The sequence below is a fragment of the Streptomyces sp. NPDC002144 genome (genome assembly GCF_053593695.1).
The window spans coordinates 13,204-29,219 of the sequence record NZ_JBSFDB010000049.1 but is presented as its reverse complement, the minus strand read 5'-3'; the positions used below and the strand labels follow the sequence as shown (position 1 = coordinate 29,219).

15 protein-coding genes and 2 pseudogenes are annotated in these 16,016 nt (G+C 67.0%); 14 read left to right on the top strand and 3 right to left on the bottom strand.

Annotation, left to right across the window (positions count from 1 at the left end; translation table 11 throughout):
- Nucleotides 1-309: 309 nt before the first annotated feature.
- Both ACWCQ1_RS42410 and ACWCQ1_RS42405 read left to right on the top strand, forming a co-directional pair.
- Entirely contained in the window at nt 310-693 is a 384-nt protein-coding gene (locus ACWCQ1_RS42410; protein WP_451028945.1) for a cytochrome P450, read from the top strand.
- Nucleotides 694-845: 152 nt separating this feature from the next.
- On the top strand, nt 846-1,637 hold the full coding sequence (locus ACWCQ1_RS42405; RefSeq protein ID WP_451028920.1) for a TIGR03084 family metal-binding protein: 792 nt from the start codon (nt 846-848) through the stop codon (nt 1,635-1,637).
- 114 nt (nt 1,638-1,751) lie between these two features.
- Here ACWCQ1_RS42405 and ACWCQ1_RS42400 read toward each other — a convergent pair whose 3' ends face one another.
- Nucleotides 1,752-1,877 (bottom strand): hypothetical protein, encoded by a 126-nt coding sequence (locus tag ACWCQ1_RS42400; protein WP_451028919.1) that lies wholly within the window; start codon nt 1,875-1,877, stop codon nt 1,752-1,754.
- A gap of 81 nt (nt 1,878-1,958) precedes the next feature.
- On the opposite strand from ACWCQ1_RS42400, the gene ACWCQ1_RS42395 reads away from it, so the two are divergent.
- The 8 genes from ACWCQ1_RS42395 to ACWCQ1_RS42360 all read left to right on the top strand — a co-directional run bounded on the left by ACWCQ1_RS42395 (nt 1,959) and on the right by ACWCQ1_RS42360 (nt 11,618).
- A complete protein-coding gene (locus tag ACWCQ1_RS42395) occupies nt 1,959-3,116 on the top strand; it encodes an acyl-CoA dehydrogenase family protein (RefSeq protein WP_451028918.1) in 1,158 nt (385 codons plus the stop codon).
- Nucleotides 3,117-3,206: 90 nt separating this feature from the next.
- On the top strand, nt 3,207-3,398 hold the full coding sequence (locus ACWCQ1_RS42390) for a hypothetical protein (protein ID WP_451028917.1): 192 nt from the start codon (nt 3,207-3,209) through the stop codon (nt 3,396-3,398).
- A 72-nt stretch (nt 3,399-3,470) separates the two neighbouring features.
- Nucleotides 3,471-4,400: an SDR family NAD(P)-dependent oxidoreductase gene (locus ACWCQ1_RS42385; RefSeq protein WP_451028916.1), complete on the top strand. Its 930-nt coding sequence runs from the start codon at nt 3,471-3,473 to the stop codon at nt 4,398-4,400.
- Between the two features lie 23 nt (nt 4,401-4,423).
- Nucleotides 4,424-5,308 carry an amidohydrolase family protein gene (locus tag ACWCQ1_RS42380; protein ID WP_451028915.1) on the top strand — a complete coding sequence of 295 codons (885 nt, stop codon included), beginning with the start codon at nt 4,424-4,426 and terminating at the stop codon, nt 5,306-5,308.
- Nucleotides 5,309-5,349: 41 nt separating this feature from the next.
- A complete protein-coding gene (locus ACWCQ1_RS42375) occupies nt 5,350-5,805 on the top strand; it encodes a MaoC family dehydratase (RefSeq protein WP_451028914.1) in 456 nt (151 codons plus the stop codon).
- 73 nt (nt 5,806-5,878) lie between these two features.
- A complete protein-coding gene (locus ACWCQ1_RS42370; protein WP_451028913.1) occupies nt 5,879-7,408 on the top strand; it encodes an AMP-binding protein in 1,530 nt (509 codons plus the stop codon).
- A gap of 296 nt (nt 7,409-7,704) precedes the next feature.
- Nucleotides 7,705-9,519, top strand: a complete 1,815-nt coding sequence (gene fadD11 / locus ACWCQ1_RS42365; protein WP_451028912.1) for a fatty acid--CoA ligase FadD11 — start codon at nt 7,705-7,707, stop codon at nt 9,517-9,519.
- 86 nt (nt 9,520-9,605) lie between these two features.
- Nucleotides 9,606-11,618 (top strand): oxidoreductase, encoded by a 2,013-nt coding sequence (locus ACWCQ1_RS42360; RefSeq protein WP_451028911.1) that lies wholly within the window; start codon nt 9,606-9,608, stop codon nt 11,616-11,618.
- 154 nt (nt 11,619-11,772) lie between these two features.
- Here the strand turns inward: ACWCQ1_RS42360 and ACWCQ1_RS42355 are convergent, their stop codons facing one another.
- The gene (locus tag ACWCQ1_RS42355; protein ID WP_451028910.1) at nt 11,773-11,904 is read right to left on the bottom strand and encodes a muconolactone Delta-isomerase family protein; all 132 of its coding nucleotides are present in this window, start codon (nt 11,902-11,904) and stop codon (nt 11,773-11,775) included.
- A gap of 253 nt (nt 11,905-12,157) precedes the next feature.
- A pseudogene (locus ACWCQ1_RS42350) lies at nt 12,158-12,265 on the bottom strand (LysR family transcriptional regulator); the annotation flags it as partial.
- Between the two features lie 80 nt (nt 12,266-12,345).
- Here ACWCQ1_RS42350 and ACWCQ1_RS42345 point away from each other — a divergent pair.
- The 4 genes and pseudogenes from ACWCQ1_RS42345 to ACWCQ1_RS42330 form a co-directional block, all read left to right on the top strand.
- A pseudogene (locus ACWCQ1_RS42345) lies at nt 12,346-12,603 on the top strand (thiolase family protein); the annotation flags it as partial.
- A gap of 133 nt (nt 12,604-12,736) precedes the next feature.
- Entirely contained in the window at nt 12,737-13,522 is a 786-nt protein-coding gene (locus ACWCQ1_RS42340) for an IclR family transcriptional regulator (RefSeq protein ID WP_451028909.1), read from the top strand.
- A 75-nt stretch (nt 13,523-13,597) separates the two neighbouring features.
- Complete coding sequence (locus ACWCQ1_RS42335) at nt 13,598-14,590, top strand: PDR/VanB family oxidoreductase (RefSeq protein ID WP_451028908.1); 993 nt, start codon at nt 13,598-13,600, stop codon at nt 14,588-14,590.
- Nucleotides 14,565-15,866: a cytochrome P450 gene (locus ACWCQ1_RS42330; protein WP_451028907.1), complete on the top strand. Its 1,302-nt coding sequence runs from the start codon at nt 14,565-14,567 to the stop codon at nt 15,864-15,866. The genes ACWCQ1_RS42335 and ACWCQ1_RS42330 overlap by 26 nt, the downstream gene beginning before the upstream one ends.
- Nucleotides 15,867-16,016 lie beyond the last annotated feature (150 nt).

Below are 16,016 nucleotides of genomic sequence, written 5' to 3'. Positions count from 1 at the left end.
ACGTGTTCCTGCATGCGGACACGAGAACGCGCGCGCCGTCGGCCTGCAGGAATGGTGCGGCAGCCAGGCGTGCCTTGCGTGGGGACGGCCGGCGCTGGAAGTGGCCTTTACGCCATGCGGAGCAGATGATCGCCTACCGCCGCTACGTAACTGCGCCAGTTGGTCGCGGCCAAACCGAACCAGCGGATGGACGGTCTCGCGAGCGCTCTCCTCGACATCCACGACGAGGACCCCGAGGCGCTGAGGCAGGAAGAGGTCGCCTCGATCCTGTTCTGACTCAGCTTCGAGGAGCCCGCGCGGTGGCAGCAGCTGGTCGACTACCCGGATCTCATCCCCGGCGCTGTCGACGAGATCCTCCGGTGCGACCCATCCGTTTCCGTCTGGCGACGCGTCACCAAGGCGCCTGTGACGCCCGGAGGGGTGGATCTGTCCGCCGGAGAAAAGTTCCTTCTCTGGCTGGCCGCTGCCGGCCGGGACGCGAGCGTCTTCCCAGACCCCGGCCACTACGAACCCGAGCGAGGCAACTCCCGCCCCACCTTGGCCTTCAGGCGCGGGATCCACTTCTGTATCGGCTCCGCGCTTGGGCGGGCGGCTCGTGCCGGAGCAGGACATCCCCTACCACCCGAGCATTTCCTTTCGCGGACCTCGGCGTCTCATGGTCCTGACGTAGACCTGGAGTATCAGGCTCCCTGATGTATTATCGTCAGGCGACCTTACACGCAACGGGAAATGGCGATGACCACAACCGGCACCGCAGGGACCGGCCTGCAGACCGACGTCATGGGGCTCGCCGCCCACGCGGGCGAACCCGTTGCAGGAGACCCGAATCGACTCGAGGTGCCGCGATGAACATGTTGGACGGTGTGCTGCGCGACCTCGCCGAGGAGAGCGAGCGGCTCGACAGCTACGTGACCGCACTCCCATCCCGCGCGTGGTTGACGGTCACGACCCCGGAAGGGTGGACGGTGGCCCACCAAGTCGGCCACCTGCACGACACCGACGGCCTCGCGCTCGCAGCGGTCGTCGATCCAGAAGCGTTCGCGAAGGAGGCCCGCGCCGCGAGGGACGACCCCGCGAAGCGCGTCGACGCGGGTGCCGACGAGCTGGCGCAACTGGGTCGTGACGAGCTGATGACTCGGTGGCGTGCCGGCCGTTCCACGCTCGCCTCCGCGCTCGCGGATACGGCTGAAGGGCGCAGGATCCCGTGGTTCGGGCCGTCCATGGGCGCCGCATCCATGGCCACGGCGCGCCTCATGGAAACCTGGGCTCATGGGCATGACGTCGTCGAAGCGACCGGCGGCACTGTTGTCCCCACTGCCCGGGCGCGTCACGTGTGCCACCTCGGCGTGCGCGCGCGTGACTTCGCTCACGCATCGAGGGGCGAGCTGCCTCCCGAGGTGGACGTTCGCGTCGAGCTCACTGGTCCCGACGGCGACCTGTGGACGTGGGGTGACCCGTCGGCCACCGACCGCGTGACCGGACAAGGGCACGACTTCGCGCTGCTTGCCACGCGTCGGCGGCACCTCGACGACGTCGATGTGCGCGCCGAGGGCCCGACGGCGAGTCACTGGCTCACGCTGGTTCAGGCCTTCGCTGGACCAGCGGGCAACGATCCGGTGCGACTGGCTGATCGGTAGCCCTCCGACGCGATGCGGGCACTGCTCCATAGAGGGGCAGGATCCACTTCGCACGTGGCGCACGGGCGTCAGGCGACGGGTGGGACGATCACGACCCTGCCGTGACCCTGGCCCTCATCCGGCCTGGCGGTGCACGGTCGCGAAGTCGTTAAGCGGTACGTGCCGCGCGATGTCGACCGTGAGGCTGCCGGAGTCGACCAATGATGCGAGCTTCGAGACCACGACTGCGACGGCGTGCATGAAGATCGTCTCGGCTCGGACGCCCCGGCGAGACCATATGCGCACGCGAGTCCGAACTCCGATTTGCGAAGGACCCACACCATGAACGCCCAGCTTCCGCGCACCCTGTTCGACGACGACCACAACGCCTTCCGGGCGGTGGTGCGAGAGTTCATCGACGGTGAAGTCGTCCCGCACCTGGACCGTTGGGCAGCCGACGGCAGCGTCGACCGGGAGTTCTACCAGGCAGCCGGTCGCGTCGGGCTGCTCGGCCCAGCCGTACCCGAGCCGTACGGTGGCGGCGGAGTCGACGATTTTCGGTACAGCATGGTCATCACGGAGGAACTGTGCCTCGTGGGCGCGAACGCCGTATCGATGAGCATCGGCGGCTTCAACGACCTCGTCGCGCCGTACCTGTGCGGTCTCGGCACTGAGGAGCAAAAGCGGCGCTGGCTGCCCCGAGCCTGCTCCGGAGGGCTGGTCACCGCGATCGCGATGTCCGAGCCCGGTGCGGGCAGCGACCTGCGGGCGATACGTACCTCTGCGACGCCCGACGGCGACCACTACCGCCTCACCGGCGCGAAGACCTTCATCAGCAACGGAATCCTCGCCGACCTGGTGGTCGTCGCCGCCAAGACCGGCCCCCCGCGTGACCGGGACGGGATAAGCCTGTTCGTCGTCGAACGCGACATGCCCGGGTTCACCCGCGGCAGGAAACTGGCCAAGATCGGGCTGGACGCCCAAGACACCGCGGAGCTGTTCTTCGACGACGTCGTCGTACCCCGCACCAACCTCCTCGGCGACGAAGGACGCGGCCTGTCATACCTGATGTACAACCTGGCGACCGAGCGGATCAGCGTGACCGTCGCCGCCATGGCGTCCATGGAACGCACCTTGCACCACACGCTGGAGTACACCCGGCAGCGACAAGCCTTCGGCCGCGCCGTCGCCGACTTCCAGCACAATCGGTTCGTGCTCGCCGAACTGGCCACCCAGATCCAGGTCGCCCGCGTCTTCGTCGACCGCTGCGTCACCGAGCTCGTCGACGGCACCCTGACCCCAGAGACCGCGGCAATGGCGAAACTGTGGACCACAGAACTTCAGCAGACCGTGGTGCAGCGTTGCCTCCAGCTGTACGGAGGCTACGGGTACATGCGCGAGTACCCGATCGCCCGTGACTTTCTCGACGCCCGGGTCACCACTCTCTTCGCCGGCACGAGCGAAATCATGAAAGAGATCATCGCCCGATCATTGCCGTGATCACCTGTGGCGTGGAGACATCGCCCTTGAGGAGGCAATGGGGCGATGACGAGGAGCTGGCGCCCGCCATGAAGCAGGACCCCCTGCACGATGCCGGTGCAGACATCGGTGCCGCAGCCGCCCCACCACCTGCTGGTCGTTGACGATGCGCTCGACTACACCGATCTCGCCGAGCCGGCGACGCGCACGGCCTTCATCTCCAAGGCAGCGGATGTCCCGGGGGGCCTGGAGGTCCTGAAGAGTGTCGACGGCCCGAGCGCCCAGAGATACGCCTTGGAGTAACGGATGACCGACCCCACCAGAGCAGCAGTTCCGTCCCGCCTCGCCCATCGGGCGGGTCATGATTCAGAAGGAGTGCACCACGTGGATCTCTCAGGCAAGGTAGCGATCGTCACGGGAAGCGGCCGCGGGCTCGGACTCGCCTACGCCACGGAACTCGCCCGCCGTGGCGCCGCCGTCGTTGTCAACGACGTCGACGCAGACGTGGCCGAGGCCGCGGTCTCGACGATCGCCGACATCGGCGGTAAGGCCGTGGCGGAGGTCGTCCCCGTCGGCGCGCAGGAAGCCGCGCAGGCACTCGTCGACCGCGCCGTCGCTGAGTTCGGTCGCCTCGACATCCTGGTCAACAACGCCGGAATCCTTCGCGATTCGACGCTCTGGAAGATGACCGACGAGGCGTTCGACGCGGTGATGACCACCCACGTCCGCGGGACCTTCACCTGCACCCGGGCCGCGGCGATTCGGATGCGCGAACAGGGCGACGGTGGCCGGATCATCTGCATCGGCTCTCCGACCGGCCAGGTCGGCAACTTCGGCCAGACCAATTACGCCGCCGCAAAGGCGGGCATCGTGGGCATGGTGCGTACCTGGGCGATGGAGCTGGCTCGGGCGAACATCACCGTCAACGCCGTTGTCCCGGTCGCGGCTACCGCGATGACCGAGACCGTCCCGTTCGTCCAGCCCTACATCGAGGCCCTCAAGGAAGGCCGGGCGCTGCCGCGGTACGCACGCGAGCAGCTCGGCTTCGGCACCCCGCAGGACGCGGCCGGGCTGGTCGCCTTCCTGGCCTCGGACGCCGCCCGCGACATCACCGGGCAGGCCATCGGCATCGGCGGAGACCGGCTGTCCCTGTGGAGCCATCCGACCGAGGTCGTCGTGGAGTTCGCCGACGGCACCGGCTGGACCGCCGACGACATCGCCGCAGCCTGGCCCGGGAAGTACGCCGCGGCACACCAGACCGTCGGCCCGCAGGTCGAGCCTTCGCCCGAAGGACAGGCCCAGTGACCGCACAAGGGCCAGTGGCCGCCATGGATCTTGACGCTCTCACGGCTATCGACGTTCACGTTCATGTGCACGCCGACCTTCACGGCCACCTCGCGCTCGACGACGAGCTCAACGAGGCCGCCGCCATGTACTTCAAGGGCGACCCCTACGACCCGACCGTGCACGACATCGCCGCCGACTACCGCGCACGGCAGATTGCAGCCGTGATCTTCAGCGTCGACGCCGAGGCGGTCACCGGTCATCCAGCGCTCTCGAACGAGGAGATCGCCGAGGCAGCCGCCGAGCACCGCGACGTGCTCATCCCGTTCGGGTCCATCGACCCTGCCCGAGGCAAGGCCGGCATCCGCAGCGCCCGCCGGCTCGTCGAGGAGTACGGCGTGCGCGGGTTCAAGTTCCACCCGAGCCTCCAGGGGTTCATCCCGAACGACCCAACGGTGTACCCGCTCTACGAAGAACTGGAGAGCCTCGGCGTACCCGCGCTGTTCCACACCGGTCAGACCGGCATCGGCTCGGGCCTCCCCGGGGGGCGCGGGATCAAGCTGCGCTACTCCGACCCGATGCTGCTCGACGATGTGGCCGCCGATTTCCCGGGACTGACCATCATCATGGCGCACCCCTCAGTGCCGTGGCAGGACGCGGCGATCTCGGTCGCCCAGCACAAGGCGAACGTCTACATCGACCTGTCCGGCTGGTCTCCCAAGTACTTCCCGCCCCAGCTCGTACACGCCATCAACCGTGCGCTGCAGAACAAGGTGCTCTTCGGATCCGATTACCCCCTCCTGCGCCCCGAGCGCTGGATGAAGGACTTCGACCAACTCGACATCCGCGACGAGGTCAGGCCGCTGGTGATGAAGGAGAACGCCATGCGTGCGCTCGGGCTGCGCGGAGGCACAGGACCCGCCCGCTAGCAGCCCGGCGCGCTCACACGAGTTCACAACCAGGAGACAGCATGACAACCATCGTTTCGTTCGACGACCTGCAGGGCATGGAGGGCGCCGCCCTCGGCACCAGCAAGTGGCTGGAGATCACGCAGGACCGCGTCAACACCTTCGCGGACGCCACCGACGACCATCAGTGGATCCACACCGACCCCGTGCGCGCGAGCGAGGGACCGTTCGGCGGGCCGATCGCCCACGGGTACCTGACCCTGTCACTGGCGATCCCGCTCTGGTCCGAAGTGCTCGAGGTGAGCGACGTGAGCACCAAGGTCAACTACGGGCTCAACAAGGTGCGCTTCCCGTCACCTGTTCCCGTCGGTGCTCGCATTCGCCTGACAGGCACAGTTGCCCGGGTCGAGAAGGTGGGTGGGGAGGGTCTGCAGATCACCACAGACGTCATCATCGAGATAGAGGGTTCCGACAAGCCCGCCTGTGTCGCCCAGCCTGTGTTCAGGTTCTACCGCTGAGACATGTTCCTCAGAGAGGCAACAAGTCGTGACAATCCATCGAAGCCCGGCGGCTGACATCGAGATTCCGGACGTGACCCTCGTGGAGCACGTCCTCGGGAACGCACTGCAACGGGGCGACAAGGTGGCCTTGGTCGACGCCACCACTGGTCAGCGCCTTACCTATCGCGAGCTCGCGGAAGGTGCGGCCGCGGCCGCTCGTGGCCTCGCGAGCCGGGGGATGAGGCCCGGCGATGTGGTGGCGATCATGAGTCACAACCAGCCGCACTACGCCCTTGCCGTCTACGCGGTCCTGGCGGCAGGCGGTGTGGTGACTCCCGTGAATCCGGCACTGACGACCGGCGAGCTCGTCAAGCAGTTCGTCAGCGCAGGGGCCAAGGTCATCGTCAGTTCCGGTCAGGCTGCCGACAAAGCCGCGGAGGCCGCACACGAAGCTGGGATCCAGCATCATTTCGTGCTCGGCGACGGGCAGTTGGCCCCTCAGGGCGGACCAGGCGCTGGGCGCCCGTTCTCCGACCTCCTGATCGGTGAAGGTCCGCCGCCACCTCTTGATCTCGACCCGGCCACGGCCCTCGCGGCGCTCCCCTTCTCAAGCGGGACTACCGGAGTGTCCAAGGGCGTGATGCTGACCCACCGGAACCTGGTCGCGAACCTGGAACAGGTCGGTGTCGGCTGGAAGGTCGAGGAGGCCGATGTCCTCTCGGCCGCGTTGCCGTTCTTCCACATCTACGGGTTCACGATCATCCTGAACGCTGCCCTCCGCGCCGGGGCCACGCTGGTGACCCTTGGGCGTTACAGCCTCACTTCCTATCTGCGGATGGTGCAGGACTTCAAAGTCACTCGCGCCCTCCTGGCACCGCCGATGGTCCTCGACCTGGCCATCGCGCGCGAAGTCGACGACTACGACCTCTCGTCCCTGAGGCTCGCCAGCTGCGGTGCGGCACCTCTGGACGTGGAAGTGACCCTGCGGGCGGAGCGCAGGATCGGCTGCCTCATCCGCCAGGGCTACGGCATGACCGAGGCGAGTCCGGGCACCCACCTCGTGCCCGACGATCTGTTCGAGACCACGCCGGCGGGTTCGGTCGGGCTGTTGGTTCCCAACACGGAGGCTCGCCTCGTGGACCCCGTCAGCGGTCAGGACGCTGGTCCTGGGGAGCCGGGGGAGTTGTGGGTCCGTGGTCCCCAGGTGATGGCCGGCTACTTGCACAATCCCGCGGCGACAGCCGAGACCGTTGTCGACGACGGCTGGCTGAGGACTGGTGACATCGTCCGGGTGGATGAGAACGGGGTTTTCTGGGTCGTCGACCGCCTCAAGGAGCTGATCAAGTACAAGGGATATCAGGTGGCTCCCGCAGAGCTTGAGTCGGTGCTGCTGACACATCCCGATGTGCTTGATGCCGCCGTGGTCGGCGTTCCGCACGCCGAGGGCGGAGAGGCGCCCAAGGCCTTCGTGGTCACCGCCCGGGCCCTTGATGCGTCCGAGCTCATGGCCTGGACGGCCGAGCGCGTTGCGCCCTACAAGAAGGTCCGGGAGATCGAGTTCATCGACGAGATTCCCAAGTCGCCTGCCGGAAAGATCCTCCGGCGGCTGCTCAGGAGCTGACTCTCATCGAGAACGGTCAGTACATCATGAAGGCACTCAGGCACCCGATCGGCCCGACCGGGTCCGCGGTTCCACGAAGAGACCCGCGTCGCCGTCGAGCTGCGATTCCGACTGCAGCCCGAACTGCACGCTCACAGCAGTGACAGCGGTCACCACAATGCTGCCATTCAATGGGATGGTGATGGTGACGCCAGTCACTTGCGACTGACACTCTGCGCAAGGCCATCGCAGGCTCGCCGCCGACCGCTCGTGCGGTCGCATCGGCCGCTACGACTTTCCATCGTAAAGGCGAATCTATGACATGGCGCACGACCCAGCCCGCCACACTTTGTGAGGCGTTCCAGAGAATCGCTGTCATCGACCCCCACGCCGTTGCCGTGCGCAATGTCGGCGGCTCCCAGACCCTGACCTGGGGCGAGTACGCCCACAAGGTCCGCCTCGTGGCGGCAGGCCTGGACAGCCTCGGCGTCGCGCGGGGCGACACAGTGGCTCTGATCATGTCCAACCGGATCGAGTTCTATCCGGTCGATGTCGGGGTACAGCACCTCGGCGCGACGTCGTTCTCCGTCTACAACACCTTGGCAGCCGACCAGCTGGAGTACGTCCTCTCCAATGCCGGCAACAAGGTTGTCGTGTGCGAGCCACAGTACGTCGAGGTGATCCGCGCCTCCCGAGTCCCGATCGACCACCTCATCGTGCTCGACGAACCCGTCGACGGCGCGATCACCCTCGACGACCTGATGGCGCGCGGATCTGCCAACACCACCTTCGACTTCGAGGCGACCTGGCAGGCGGTGCATCCCGACGACGTCGTCACGCTCATCTACACCTCAGGCACGACCGGCAACCCCAAGGGCGTCGAGATGACGCACTCCAACATCGCCTTCGAGTGCGCCACAGTGACGTCCGTGCTCCCTGCCGAGTTCGGGGACCGGATCACGTCTTTCCTCCCGTCGGCGCACATCGCCGACCGGTTCAGCGCGCTCTACCTGCAGATGTGGGCTGGGGTCCAGATCACCGTCGTACCCGACCCGCGCCAGATTGCCGCCGCCGTCCGCGACTGCCGGCCGACCATCTGGGGCGCCGTGCCGCGGGTGTGGGAGAAACTCAAGGCAGCCACCGAGAACATCGTCGCCACCGAGCCCGACGAACAACGCCGTCAAGACATGCAGTGGGCCTTTGCCGTCGCGTCCCGCAAGGCGCGGGCGGACCTCGCCGGCGAGCCGGTCTCCGACGAGTTGGCTGCGGAGTACGCCAAGGCCGACGCCGCCGTGCTGTCGTCGGTGCGGGCCAAGCTCGGCTTCGATCAACTGAAGTGGGCTATCTCGGGGGCCGCTCCTATCCCGGCTGAGACGCTCGCGTTTTTCGGCGGGCTCGGGGTGCCGATCACCGAGATCTGGGGAATGTCGGAGCTCTCGTGCATCTGCAGCGTCGTGCCGCCGGCCGAGCACCGGCTCGGGACCATCGGCAAGATCCTCCCCGGCATGCAGGCCCGGATCGCCGACGACGGAGAGTTGCTGGTCCGCGGGCCGCTGGTGATGAAGGGCTATCGCAAGGAGCCCGCCAAGACCGCCGAGGCCTTCGACCCGGACGGATGGCTGGCGACCGGTGACGTGGTGACGATGGACGGCGACGGCTACCTCACGATCATCGACCGCAAGAAGGAGTTGATCATCACCGAGGGCGGGAAGAACATCTCACCGGCCAACGTCGAGAACGTCATCATGGCCGCCACGCCCCTGGCCGGCGTCGTCGTCAGCATCGGCGACGCTCGCCCATACATGACGGCCTTGGTCACCCTTGACGCCGAGGGCGCCGCCGCGTACGCCGCGCGCCGAGGCCTGCCGGACGCGTCGGCCAAGGCACTCGCCGACGATCCCGAGGTCGTCGCCGCGATCTGCGCCGGCATCTCTGCCGGTAACGCGAAACTGTCCCGGGTCGAGCAGATCAAACGGTTCCGGATCCTGCCCACCTTCTGGGAGCCGGGTGGCGGCGAGCTCACGCTCACCATGAAGCTGCGGCGGAAGCCGATCCTTCAAAAGTACGCCGCCGAGATCGCCGAGCTCTATTCCGCAACACCCGGCCCCGGGGTGCTCGAACCGACGAGCTGAGGCGACCGCAACAAGCTGAGCGGCCGAGACCTCGGCCTCTGACGTCCTCGGGCAGCCGAATGGGCGCTTTCGAAATGGAGTTCCGCATGTCCTATCCCCACCTTCTCGCACCCGTCGACCTTGGATTCACGTGTCTGCCGAACCGAGTGCTGATGGGCTCGATGCACGTGGGGCTGGAGGAGGTCGAGCACGGCTTCGAGCGGATGGCGGCGTTCTACGCCGAGAGGGCCCGAGGGGGCGTCGGTCTGATCGTCACCGGGGGCATCGCGCCGAACGAAGCCGGGTTGCCGATTGAAGGAGGCTCCAAGCTCACCACGGCCGACGAGATCGATCGGCACCGCTTGATCACTGAGGCCGTCCACCAGGCTGGTGGACGGATCGCGATGCAGATCCTGCACGTTGGCAGGTACGGCCACCATCACGGCGTGGTCGCGCCCAGCCCGATCCAGGCGCCCATCAGCGACTACCTGCCCCGCGAACTCAGTTCCGCCGAGGTGGAGCGGACGATCGCGGACTTTGCGACCTGCGCCGCACTGGCCAAGCAGGCCGGGTACGACGGTGTTGAGATCATGGGCTCCGAGGGCTACCTGATCAATCAGTTCATCGTCCGGCGCACCAACCAGCGCACCGACGGGTGGGGCGGCAGCTACGAGAATCGAATGCGCTTCCCGGTCGAAGTCGTCCGCGCGGTGCGCGAGGCAGTCGGGCCCGACTTCATCCTGATCTACCGACTGTCGATGCTGGACCTGGTCCCGGACGGGTCCACGTTTGACGAGGTCGTCACTCTGGCCAAGGCTGTCGAGTCGGCGGGAGCGACCATCATCAACACGGGAATCGGCTGGCACGAGGCCCGCATCCCGACAATCGCCACGTCGGTACCCCGCGCTGCGTACGCCTGGGTCACCAAGCGCCTCATGGGCGCCGTGGAGGTGCCACTGGTGACGAGCAATCGGATCAACACACCAGACAAGGCGGAGGAGCTACTCGCCGGTGGATACGCCGACATGGTGTCCCTCGCCCGCCCCTTCCTGGCCGACCCGAACTTCGTCAGCAAGGCGGCCAACGGAAGCGCGCACACCATCAACACCTGCATCGGCTGTAACCAGGCCTGCCTCGACCACACCTTCGCCGGGAGGGTCACCTCTTGCCTGGTCAATCCTCGCGCGTGCCACGAGACGGAGATCGTTCTCGGTCCGACGCGGCGGACGAAGCGAGTCGCCGTGGTCGGCGCCGGCCCAGCGGGACTCGCCGCCGCAACGGCCGCAGCCGAGCGGGGCCACCAGGTGGAGTTGTACGACAGCGCCGATGTCATCGGCGGCCAGCTGAACGTGGCGCGCCAGGTACCTGGCAAGCAGGAGTTCGATGAGACCCTCCGCTATTTCCGGCACCGGATCGACGCCACCGGCGTCGCGCTCCGGCTGGGAGCGACGGTCTCCGCCACGGACCTGCTCGGCTACGACGAGGTCGTCCTCGCGACGGGAGTTCGTCCCAGAACGCCGGACATCGCGGGCATCGATCATCCGATGGTGTTGGGCTATCTCGACGTGCTGCGCGACAAGCAGCCCGTGGGTAGGAGGGTCGTGATTCTCGGCGCAGGTGGAATCGGCTTCGATGTGGCCGAGTACCTCACCGACAGCGGACGAGACCTCAGCACGAACGTCCCCGAGTTCCTGGCCCAGTGGGGAGTCGACCCCGACCAGCGAGACGCTGGTGGACTCAAGGCTCCGCTCCGGTCGCCATCCCCTCGGTATGTCACGCTCATGCAGCGAAAGTCGACGAAGGTCGGTGCCGGGCTGGGCAAGACGACGGGCTGGATCCATCGCACCGAACTCAAGCACCGTGGCGTCGAAATGATCGCAGGAGTGACGTACGACCGTATCGACGACGAAGGCTTGCACTACCGCGTCGGTGACGAGAAGCAGGTGCTCGCGGTCGACAACGTCGTCTTGTGCACCGGCCAGGAGCCCAACCGGGACCTCCACGACCCTCTGCAGTCGGCCGGCATCCCGGTGCACCTCATCGGAGGAGCGGACATCGCGGCCGAGCTGGATGCCAAGCGCGCAATCGACCAGGGCACCCGGCTCGCGGCTGCTCTCTGACTTGCGCCTTGGCTGGCCGCATCAAGCCTTGATGTCGGATGGATGGGTTGCCAGCGGGATCACTTTGACGTCCATGAAGGGGGAACGACGGTAGGTCTGCCGGCAGGTCGTGGAGCCCGTCGCTGGAGTTGACGTCGAAGATGGAGATGTTGGCCTATTCCCCGACGATCCGCCACAGGTGCGGCCACTTGCCGGCGCGCTGCAGATCCTGTGCGTAGGTGTTCTCGCGCGCCACGACTTCGGCTCGCACCGCGGCGTCGAGGTCGTGGGGGAAGCGGACGTCCATCCGGGGCGTGGAAGAGCATGTGTCTCCCGCTTCAGCGGTCGGTGCGGTAGCGGGCGAGCTTGCCGGGGTCGATCTCCACGCCCAGGCCCGCTTCGGGACGCACCGCGAGCTCACCCATGGATCTGGAGCGGCTCTGTGAGCAGGTCGTCGCTCTTGTTGAGGAAGTTGAGGAGCTTGCCGGCGCGCCGGGAGGTCAGCCGGCAGGCCGCGCCGAATACGACGGTGTCCGGGCCGCGGTTCTTCGGGGTGCGTCGATCGCCTGCGACAGGGGTGGCTGCGTCATGTGGAGGCGGTCGGCGGCGCGGCCGAAGTGACGTTCCTCGGCGACGGCGACGAAGTAGCGCAGGTGCCGCAGATCCATACGGCCACCATCTCAATCTGACCCGATATTGATACTTCACCCTATCGCTGATCGCGTCTACCGTCGTTGTCATGACGTCGCTGGCCAGTGCCTTTCTCTATGCCGCGGTGCGGACCCCGTTCGGCCGGTTCAACGGCGCCCTGGCGGGTGTGCGCCCCGACGATCTCGCCGCCGCGCTGATCGAGTCGCTGCTCGTGAAGACGCCGGGCCTCGACCCGGCCGCGGTCGAGGAGGTGGTGTGGGGCAACGCGAACGGTGCGGGGGAGGAGAAACGCAACGTCGGCCGGATGGCGGCGCTGCTGGCAGGGCTGCCGACCGGTGTGCCCGCGACCACGGTCGGAACCGACAGCGAGGACTCCTCCTCGTCAACACGGAGGATCCGGCCGCATCCCACAACGTTTGGTAGCGGTCGGCAAGGCGCCGATCCAACCCCGAGGGTTGAGTCCAGTTAGCTCGTCGAGGAGGGGCAAGTTGGCCAGATCTACCTCTGGGGAGTCGGTCCTGGAACGCGTCGTACGCATCCTTGATGCGTTCGGGCCAGACACCCCGGCGCTTCAGGTCTCGCAGATCGCCACGCGAGCCAAGCTTCCTCTCTCGACCGCCTCGCGCATGGTCGACGAGCTCATTGACCATGGCTTGTTGCGGCGCGATGCCCACCGCCATGTGCGAATTGGTGTCCGCCTTTGGGAGCTCGGCCAGCGCGCCTCACCCACGCTGGGGCTGCGCGAGGCAGCTCTGCCGTTCATGGAGGACCTGCACGCGGTCACCGGCCACCACGTTCAGATAGGTGTGCTGCAAAACGACGAGGTGCTCTTCGTTGAACGACTGAGTGCACGCAGCTCGGTCATCAACTTCACCCGCATCGCCGGACGGCTCTCCCTCCACGCCTCCTCCTCCGGGCTGGTCCTGCTTGCACACGCTGGGCGCACCCTGCAGGAGCGCATCCTGAACTCTCCGATGGAGCGCTTCACCGACGCGACCATCACCACCGAGGCAGCACTGCGTTCAGAGCTGGCCCGCATCCGACACGATGGCTACGCATTCTGCCCCGGCTTCCTCCACCCGGACGCCACCGGCATCGCCGCCCCCATCCGGGACAGCAGAAACCGCGTCATCGCAGCGCTTTCGGTCGTCGTACCGAACGACGACGCCGCGCGTTCACACATCCCCGCGCTGCTCGCTGCGGCACGGGGAACCCACCGCCTCTTGGTCGGCCCGTCGGCGGAGCAGCCCAAACTGGACGATCACGAGCAGTGACAGCGGTAACCACGATGCTGCCATTCAATGGGATGGCGCTGGTGACCCTAGTCTCCGGCGAGCGACAGTCTGCGCATGTCCATCGCACTCTCGCCCGGTCGTGCGGTCGCATCGACCGCTACGACGTTGGTCGTGGCCTCCAAACGCATCGTCGCCGACGGGGTCGCCCAGCTCACGCTGCGTGATCCCAGCGGTGCGCGGCTGCCGGACTGGGCGCCCGGAGCGCACATCGACCTTGTGCTGACCGCGCCCGACGGCTCGCAGTACTCACGGCAGTACTCCTTGTGCGGCGACCGATGGGACGCCTCGACCTACCAAATCGCGGTCCTCCGTGAACCCGCCGGCCGCGGAGGCTCAGCGCTGGTTCACGACCACCTCGCCGAAGGAGACGTCGTTGGCGTCGGTGGCCCGCGCAACAACTTCGCCCTTGTTCCGGCCGACCGGTACCTCTTCATCGCGGGCGGCATCGGGATCACTCCCATCCTCCCGATGGTTGCTGCAGCTGAACGACTCGGTGCCGGCTGGAAGCTGCTCTACGGCGGACGTACGCGCGCCTCGATGGCGTACCTGCCCGAGCTCCAGACCTATGGAGATCGGGTCCAGGTGTGCCCGCAAGACGAGTTCGGCCTGCTGGACCTGGCCGCTGCACTCACGGACTTCGAGCACGGCACAGGCAAGGTTTACTGCTGCGGGCCCGCGCCCCTCCTGGATGCGCTGGCCTCGGCGACGCACGAGTGGCCAGCCGGAGCAGTGCGAACCGAGCGCTTCGTACCGAAAGAACAGGACGCTCCGACGCGTACGACCCCGTTCGTCGTCGACCTCGCCAGGACTGGCGGATCTGTGACGGTCGAGCCCGATGTGTCGATTCTCGACGCCCTCGACCGTCACGGAGTGAACGTTCTGTCCTCGTGTAGGGAGGGCACGTGCGGAACCTGTGAGACAACCGTCCTCGAAGGCGCTCCGGACCACCGCGATTCGCTCCTCTCCGACGCCGAGCGGGAAAGCGGTGACTGCATGTTCGTCTGTGTGTCGCGCTCCATCGGTGACCGACTCGTGCTGGACCTGTGAGGAGAGCGTCATGACTACGTCGAATCCAGAGGCTGCTCGGCTCCCGCTCGAGGCCTCGGAGCCACTCGGCGGCCTCGGGGGCGTTCCGACAATCGACGCCGACCCGTTCGGGCACGACATCCTCGAGGACCCGTCGGAGTTCCACGAGCAGCTGCGTGGGGCCGGCCAGGTCGTCTACCTGCCCCGCTACGACGTGTTCGCGATGGGGCGCTACGCCGACGTCCGGGCTGCGCTCGTCGATTGGCAGTCGTTCCAGTCCGCAGCAGGAGTGGGCCTCAGCAACTTCAAGTACGAGAAGCCATGGCGGCCGCCGAGCCTGCTGCTGGAGACCGATCCGCCGCACCACGACGCACCACGCGTCGTGCTCTCCTCGATCCTGTCGGTTCGTGCCCTCCGAAAGCTCCGGGACGCCTGGATGGCTGACGCCGAGCAGCTGGTCGGTGACCTGGCCGAACGAGCGACCGGCAAGGTGCTGGAGATCGACGGGTACGCCGACCTGGCGGCCGCGTTCCCGATCCGAGTGTTCCCCGACGCGGTAGGCATCGGACAAGAAGGCCGCGAGAACCTTCTGCCGTACGGCGACCACCTGTTCAACGCCTTCGGCCCGAGCAACGACCTGGTCCAGAAGGGCGCGGACCGCATCGGCGACATCTCCACATGGGTCAACACACAGTGCGCCCGCGACGCCCTAACCGCCGGAGGGTTCGGCGAGGCCATCTGGGCGGCGGCTGACCGCGGCGACATTACTCACGAGCAAGCACCCGTCATCGTCCGCTCACTGCTCTCCGCAGGCGTCGACACCACCGTGCACGGCATCGCAGCTGTTCTCCACGCCTTCGCCAGCCACCCGCATGAATGGGACGCACTCAGAGGCGACCGCGACCGCATCCGCGTCGCCTTCGACGAAGCCGTTCGCTGGGAATCCCCCGTACAGACGTTCTTCCGCACCGCCACCACAGACGTCCGGATCGGCGACGTCACCATCCCGGAGGGACGAAAGATACTGATGTTCCTCGGAGCCGCCAACCGCGACCCGCGCCGCTGGGACAACCCCGACGTGTACGACCTCGCCCGAGACCCCTCCGGTCACGTGGGCTTCGGCATGGGCATACACCAGTGTGTGGGACAGCATGTAGCTCGGCTCGAAGCGGAGGCGCTGTTGCACGCCCTTCTCGACCGCGTGTGCCGCATCGAGATCGCTGAGGCGCCTGAACGTCACCACAACAACACGCTCCGAGCGTGGAAGTCGATCCCCCTGCGGTTCCACCTGAGCTGATTCCCTATAGGGGATCGCCTGTCAAGCGGGTCTCTTGTTGGCCTGGGCGCCGGGTGCCGTTGAGGATCGTTGGTGGGGAAGGCCGCCCCGTAGCAACGGGTCTCGCTGGGACTGTTCGGGGGGCCTTCCCCGTCTTCCTGCTGCGGCGTC

What these genes read in the sequence shown, in the direction of transcription:
- ACWCQ1_RS42375 (WP_451028914.1), top strand. Translation starts at nt 5,350, where the DNA reads ATGACAACCATCGTTTCGTTCGACGACCTGCAGGGCATGGAGGGCGCC.
- ACWCQ1_RS42355 (WP_451028910.1), bottom strand. Translation starts at nt 11,904, where the DNA reads ATGGACGTCCGCTTCCCCCACGACCTCGACGCCGCGGTGCGAGCCGAA.
- ACWCQ1_RS42360 (WP_451028911.1), top strand. Translation starts at nt 9,606, where the DNA reads ATGTCCTATCCCCACCTTCTCGCACCCGTCGACCTTGGATTCACGTGT.
- ACWCQ1_RS42335 (WP_451028908.1), top strand. Translation starts at nt 13,598, where the DNA reads ATGTCCATCGCACTCTCGCCCGGTCGTGCGGTCGCATCGACCGCTACG.
- ACWCQ1_RS42395 (WP_451028918.1), top strand. Translation starts at nt 1,959, where the DNA reads ATGAACGCCCAGCTTCCGCGCACCCTGTTCGACGACGACCACAACGCC.
- ACWCQ1_RS42390 (WP_451028917.1), top strand. Translation starts at nt 3,207, where the DNA reads ATGCCGGTGCAGACATCGGTGCCGCAGCCGCCCCACCACCTGCTGGTC.
- ACWCQ1_RS42405 (WP_451028920.1), top strand. Translation starts at nt 846, where the DNA reads ATGAACATGTTGGACGGTGTGCTGCGCGACCTCGCCGAGGAGAGCGAG.
- fadD11 (WP_451028912.1), top strand. Translation starts at nt 7,705, where the DNA reads ATGACATGGCGCACGACCCAGCCCGCCACACTTTGTGAGGCGTTCCAG.
- ACWCQ1_RS42400 (WP_451028919.1), bottom strand. Translation starts at nt 1,877, where the DNA reads ATGCACGCCGTCGCAGTCGTGGTCTCGAAGCTCGCATCATTGGTCGAC.
- ACWCQ1_RS42380 (WP_451028915.1), top strand. Translation starts at nt 4,424, where the DNA reads ATGGATCTTGACGCTCTCACGGCTATCGACGTTCACGTTCATGTGCAC.